General features: G+C 47.8%; 2 protein-coding genes. Both read left to right on the forward strand.

Features of this window, described 5'->3' with window-relative positions; genetic code table 11:
* Positions 1-10 precede the first annotated feature (10 nt).
* On the forward strand, positions 11-784 hold the full coding sequence (gene rfbF, locus CSQ79_RS26825) for a glucose-1-phosphate cytidylyltransferase (protein WP_099704154.1): 774 nt from the start codon (positions 11-13) through the stop codon (positions 782-784).
* 49 nt (positions 785-833) lie between these two features.
* On the forward strand, positions 834-1987 hold a 1154-nt coding region (gene lhgD / locus CSQ79_RS26830), incomplete at its 3' end, for an L-2-hydroxyglutarate dehydrogenase (protein WP_099704153.1).

Genomic DNA, 1987 nt, shown 5'->3' on the forward strand with positions numbered 1-1987 from the left:
AGGAAAAGCTATGAAAGCGGTAATACTGGCAGGGGGACTAGGAACGCGGATAAGTGAAGAGACAACAATCAAACCAAAACCAATGGTAGAGATTGGGGGAAAACCGATACTGTGGCACATTATGAAAACATATGCAGCACATGGAATCAACGATTTCGTGATTTGCTGCGGATACAAAGGATATGTGATTAAAGAGTACTTCGCCAACTACTTTCTACACATGTCAGACGTGACATTTGACATGAGATTCAATCAAATGAACGTGCATTGCGGCTACGCCGAACCGTGGCGAGTCACCTTAGTAGACACAGGCGAAGCCACAATGACAGGCGGACGCTTACGGCGAGTCAAAGAACACGTAGGAAACAGCACATTCTGCTTCACCTACGGAGATGGAGTCAGCAACGTCAACATCACAAGCTTAATCGAATTCCACAAACAACAAAAACTGCAAGCCACCCTGACAGCAGTCCAACCACCAGGAAGATTCGGCGCCATCTGCCTAGCAGAAGAACAAACAAAAATTACCTCATTCAAAGAAAAGCCAGGTGGAGACGGCGCGTGGATCAACGGCGGCTACTTCGTACTCGAACCAGAAGTGATCGACTACATCGGCGACGACAGCACAGTATGGGAACAAGAACCATTAGAAAAACTAGCTCATCTTGAGCAGCTATCAGCATACAAACACGATGGTTTTTGGCAGCCAATGGACACCTTAAGAGACAAAAACTACCTCGAAGAGTTGTGGAAAAAAGGCATTGCCCCCTGGAAAGTGTGGTAATTCCCATCGTCAAAACACAGCCAAACACATCAAGAAAAACAACCAAAACATGTACGACTTTGCAATCATCGGTGGCGGGATAGTCGGATTAGCAACCGCACTCGCCATTGGCAAACGCTACCCCATTGCCAAAATCGTTGTCATCGAAAAAGAAACCACAGTCGCTAGCCATCAAACCGGCAACAACAGTGGCGTGATTCACTCTGGCATTTACTACAAGCCAGGCAGTTTCAAAGCAAAATTCTGCCGCGATGGCAGTCGCTCCATGGTAGAATTCTGCTCTCAACACAACATTGCCCACGAAGTCTGCGGCAAAGTGATTGTCGCAACACATGCCGAAGAACTCCCCCGACTAGAACACCTCTATCAACGAGGACGAGAAAACGGCTTAGAGTTAGAAAAACTCACAAGTGAGCAAGTCAGAGAAATTGAACCGCACGTGCAATGCAGTGCAGGGATTCGCGTCTTTTCCACAGGCATAGTCAACTATCGCCAAGTGGCAGAAAAATACGTGGAACTTGTCACCCATCAAGGTGGTGAAGTGCAATTAGGCACCAAAGTCACCAAGCTCGAGACGCGCACTGATGCCACAATCGTGACAACAAACAAAGGTACAATCTCCACACGCTATCTGATTAACTGTGCTGGACTATTTAGCGATCGCATTGCCCGCCTCGGAAAGACTGACCCACAAGCTCGGATTGTGCCATTTCGGGGTGAATACTACGAACTAGTGAGTGAAAAGCGCTATTTGGTCAAGCATTTGATTTATCCAGTGCCGAATCCGAGTTTCCCATTTTTGGGAGTGCATTTCACGCGGATGATTGATGGGAGCGTGCATGCCGGTCCCAATGCGGTGTTAAGCCTCAAGCGTGAGGGCTATCACAAGAGTGATTTCAATCTGCGCGATTTAACTGAGGTGATGACTTATCCAGGATTTTGGAAGTTAGCTGCCAAGCATGCGGATGAAGGCATTAAAGAGATGATTCGTTCGGTTTCTAAAGCAGCGTTTGTCAAAAGCTTGCAGCAGTTGATTCCCGAGGTGACGGCGGATGATGTTGTGCCCACTCATGCGGGGGTAAGGGCGCAGGCATTGCAAAGTGATGGCAAGTTGGTTGATGACTTTTTGATTGTGCCAGGAATGAGGGCAATGCATGTGTGTAATGCTCCTTCTCCGGCGGCGACTTCTTCTCTTGAGATTGG

Origin of the sequence: Gloeocapsopsis sp. IPPAS B-1203 (assembly GCF_002749975.1) — a bacterium.
In the GTDB taxonomy this organism is placed as follows: domain Bacteria; phylum Cyanobacteriota; class Cyanobacteriia; order Cyanobacteriales; family Chroococcidiopsidaceae; genus Gloeocapsopsis.

Coding starts and splice junctions, on each gene's coding strand:
- rfbF (WP_099704154.1), top strand. CDS start 11: ATGAAAGCGGTAATACTGGCAGGGGGACTAGGAACGCGGATAAGTGAA.